The sequence below is a fragment of the Streptomyces sp. NPDC059564 genome, assembly GCF_042735575.1.
GTDB lineage: Bacteria > Actinomycetota > Actinomycetes > Streptomycetales > Streptomycetaceae > Streptomyces.
Window position 1 is genome coordinate 1 of record NZ_JBHWBP010000531.1, and the last position, 3725, is coordinate 3725.

The 3725-nt window shown below is 72.8% G+C and carries 5 protein-coding genes; 2 read left to right on the forward strand and 3 right to left on the reverse strand.

All coding sequences use genetic code 11. The annotated features are described in order from the left end of the window. Positions 1–100: 100 nt before the first annotated feature. Positions 101–1120 carry a glutamine synthetase gene (gene glnII, locus ACFV0Q_RS39570; protein WP_385012699.1) on the reverse strand — a complete coding sequence of 340 codons (1020 nt, stop codon included), beginning with the start codon at positions 1118–1120 and terminating at the stop codon, positions 101–103. A gap of 202 nt (positions 1121–1322) precedes the next feature. Between glnII and ACFV0Q_RS39575 the strand changes: the two genes are divergently transcribed. Next, positions 1323–2264, forward strand: coding sequence for a Gfo/Idh/MocA family protein (locus ACFV0Q_RS39575; RefSeq protein ID WP_385012706.1), 942 nt, complete (start codon positions 1323–1325; stop codon positions 2262–2264). 36 nt (positions 2265–2300) lie between these two features. Here the strand turns inward: ACFV0Q_RS39575 and ACFV0Q_RS39580 are convergent, their stop codons facing one another. Then, positions 2301–2852, reverse strand: coding sequence for a hypothetical protein (locus ACFV0Q_RS39580; protein WP_385012701.1), 552 nt, complete (start codon positions 2850–2852; stop codon positions 2301–2303). Positions 2853–2954: 102 nt separating this feature from the next. Beyond that, the gene (locus ACFV0Q_RS39585; protein ID WP_385012703.1) at positions 2955–3326 is read right to left on the reverse strand and encodes an ArsC/Spx/MgsR family protein; all 372 of its coding nucleotides are present in this window, start codon (positions 3324–3326) and stop codon (positions 2955–2957) included. A gap of 107 nt (positions 3327–3433) precedes the next feature. Between ACFV0Q_RS39585 and ACFV0Q_RS39590 the strand changes: the two genes are divergently transcribed. Beyond that, the gene (locus ACFV0Q_RS39590) at positions 3434–3691 is read left to right on the forward strand and encodes a hypothetical protein (protein ID WP_385012705.1); all 258 of its coding nucleotides are present in this window, start codon (positions 3434–3436) and stop codon (positions 3689–3691) included. Positions 3692–3725: the final 34 nt, after the last annotated feature.

Consider the following 3725-nt stretch of genomic DNA (forward strand, 5'->3'; position numbering starts at 1 on the left):
CGCCCCGCTTCCCGTTCGCGCCCCCCCCCCCCCCCCCCCCGGCCCCGCCCCGGGGCCTCCCCCCCCCGGGGGGCCGGTGGGGGTGGAGGTGGGGGCGGGGTCAGAGCAGTCCGTCGCGCTCCAGGCCCGTGCAGCAGGTGTCCGTGATCAGGCGGGTGACCACGTACGGGTCCACGTTCGCGTTCGGGCGGCGGTCCTCGATGTATCCCTTGCCGTCCTTCTCCACCTGCCACGGGATGCGGACCGACGCGCCGCGGTCGGAGACCCCGTAGCTGAACTCGTTCCACGGGGCCGTCTCGTGCAGGCCCGTCAGGCGCTCGTCGATGCCCGCGCCGTAGTTCTTGACGTGGTCCAGCGGCTTGCTGCCCTCGCCCAGCGCCTCGCAGGCGGTGATGATCGCGCGGTAGTCCTCGCGCATCGCCTTCGTCGAGAAGTTGGTGTGCGCGCCCGCGCCGTTCCAGTCGCCCTTCACCGGCTTCGGGTTCAGGGTCGCGGAGACGTTGAAGTCCTCCGCCGTGCGGTACAGCAGCCAGCGCGCGATCCACAGCTGGTCGGAGACCTCCAGCGGGCCGACCGGGCCGACCTGGAACTCCCACTGGCCGGGCATGACCTCGGCGTTGATGCCGGAGATGGACAGGCCCGCGGCCAGGCAGTGGTCGAGGTGCTTCTCGACGATGTCGCGGCCGAAGATCTCGTCGGAGCCGACACCGCAGTAGTAGCCGCCCTGTGCCGCCGGGAAGCCGTTGACCGGGAAGCCGAGCGGGCGCGAACCGTCGAAGAAGGTGTACTCCTGCTCGATGCCGAAGATCGGCTCCTGCGCGGCGAACCGCTCGGCGACGGGACGCAGCAGCGCGCGCGTGTTCGACTCGTGCGGGGTCATGTCGATGTTGAGGACCTCGCACAGCACGAGGACGTGCGAGCCGCCGCGGATCGGGTCCGGGCAGGAGAACACCGGCTGGAGCACGCGGTCGGAGGCGTGGCCCTCGGCCTGGTTGGTGCTCGAACCGTCGAAGCCCCAGATCGGCAGCGCCTCGCCCTCCGCCAGGATCTTGGTCTTGGAGCGAAGCTTCGCCGTCGGCTCGGTGCCGTCGATCCAGATGTACTCAGCCTTGTAGCTCACGGGCCCCATCCTGACTCTGCGGTGCTGCACCCTGCGGTGCCGCGGATCGCCACGGTGTTGACCGCAGCGTGCCCGGTGGCGATTTCTCATCCGTTGCCCGGCTGTGAACCCCGTGTTACCGAGGTTTACACCGCAGGTCGGGTGGGTTGTGCGGGTCGGCGGCTGCACACCCGTCCGAGTGGGGCAGACTGAGCGGGTGAGCATTTCGTACGATTTGAACTCCGCGGACGAGCGGCCCGAAGGCGTTTCCGGCCGCCCCCGTCCCCGCGTCGGCCTGCTGGGAACCGGCCCCTGGGCCCGCCGCACCCACGCCCCCGCCCTCGCCGCGCACGCCGGCTCCGAGTTCGTCGGAGTGTGGGGCCGCCGCCCCGAAGCGGCGGCCGCGCTGGCCGGCGAGTACGGCGTGAAGGTGTACGAAGACCCCGACGCGCTGTTCGCGGACTGTGACGCCGTGGCCTTCGCCCTGCCGCCGGACGTCCAGGCCCCGCTCGCCGTGCGGGCGGCCGCCGCCGGATGCCACCTGCTGCTCGACAAGCCCGTCGCGACCACCGTCGAGGACGCCCGCGCCGTGGCCGCCGCCGCCACCCGGCACGGCGTCGCCTCCGTCGTCTTCCTCACCCTCCGCTTCGCCGAGCCGACCGCCGGGTGGGTGACGGAACAGGCCGCGCGGACCGGGTGGTTCACCGCCTCCGCGCACTGGCTCGGCGCCGTCTTCCCGCCCGACGGAGCGCCCAGCGCGTACGCCGACTCGCCCTGGCGCAAGGCCAAGGGCGGCCTGTGGGACGTCGGCCCGCACGCGCTGTCCGTACTGATCCCGGTGCTGGGCGACGTCACCGCCGTCACCGCCTCCCGGGGCCCCTCCGACCTGGTCCAGCTGGCCCTGCGGCACGCCTCGGGCGCGGCCAGCACCGCCGTGCTCAGCCTGGGCGCGCCGCGCGCGGCCGCCGGGGTGGGGCTGGAACTGCGCGGTGCCGAGGGCGTCTTCGGGCTGCCCGACTGGGGCGACGTACCGGGTGCCTACGGCCGAGCCCTGGACGCCCTCCTCACCGCCGCCCGCACCGGCGTCCCGGACCCGCGCGACGCGGAGTTCGGGGCCCGGCTGACGGAGATCCTGGCGGAGGCGGAGGGGCAGCTGGCGGGATAGCGGGGGCGCCGCCCGCTTCCCGGCCCCTGTCGGCCGCTACTTGATCAGGGCGTTGGCCACGATGATGGCCAGGCCGATGGTGGCGTCCGCGAGGCCGATGAGCAGCGCCGAGCCGAGCCGGTAGCCGACCCGGATCGCGATGAAGGCCCCCCAGGCGAAGAGCAGCGCGGTGTTCAGGCCGAGCCCGACGGCCGTGACCCCGTACGACTCCCAGTGCGCGAGCCCGGCGATCAGCAGCAGGAGCACGGTGGGCAGGGTGGCCACGATCATGGGCCACTCGTGCCACAGGGCCCGGGAGAGCACCCGCCACCGGTGCGCGGCGGAGCCGGCCTGGTGGGTGGTCATGTGGTGCGAGTACCCGTGCGCGAGGGCGGCGGTGGCGGCGGTGACCAGGACCCAGCTGGCGTCGTAGAAGGGGGTGTACTCCCCGCCCTTCTGGTCCAGCGCGGCCAGCAGCCCGCTGGCGAGCACGGTCCCGTACACCCCGCCGAACATCCAGTCGGCCCCGCGCCGCGGCGGCGGAATCGGATGCCCCCCGGCGGTCCGCGGCGGCACGGCGGCGGTCGGCGGCTGCTGCTGGTCGGTCACGGCTCGGGTTCCTTTGGTGCGGCTTGTGCGGTTTGTTCCTTTTCGGTACGTACTCACCCTACGGGGGGCCGGGTGCGGGCGGGGTGAAGGGGCCTCGGGCGGCTAGGCGGTGCGGGACAGGGCTTCACGTACGGCCTCGGGGGTGCGGGCGACGAGGGCCGTGCCGTCCTCGGCGGTGATGATCGGGCGCTGGATCAGCTTGGGGTGGGCGGCCAGGTGGGCGATCCAGGCCTGCCGGGCGGCGTCCGTCGCCTCGCGGGGCAGGTCCCGCACGCCGGTCTCCTTCGCCAGGGGGTCGGAGGTGCGCGTGATGTCCCAGGGTTCCAGCCCGAGGCGGCCCAGCACCTCGCGGATCTCGGCCTCGGAGGGCACGTCCTCCAGGTAGCGGCGCACCGTGTACTCGGCGCCCTCCGCGTCCAGCAGGGTCAGCGCGCCGCGGCACTTCGAACAGGCGGGATTGATCCAGATCTCCATGCCCGCCAGGGTAGCCAGACTCCGTCTGGCCAGGGGCTTTTGTCAGTGCCCCCCGGTAAAATCGAAGGAGAACGACAGGAAGCCAACTACCGTTTGGGAGGCTGTAGATGGCCGCTGCCGCGATCATTTCGATGCCCAAGAAGAAGCCGCTGCCCGCGGGCCTGCCCCGCGAGTGGTACGAGAGCCACAACCGCCGTCTCAAGGCGATGCGGCTGGCGATTTCCCTGCTCGACACGGGGACGTACGACGCCCGGCGCGCCACCAACCGCAAGATACGGACGATGGCGGTGCGGGTCGGCGTCCACCGGCCGTCGAACCTCACCTGCAAGATGGTCCGCGGCTTCATCGTCGCGAACGCGGGCTGAGGCACACGTGCGCCGACGGGCCGGCCGACTGTCC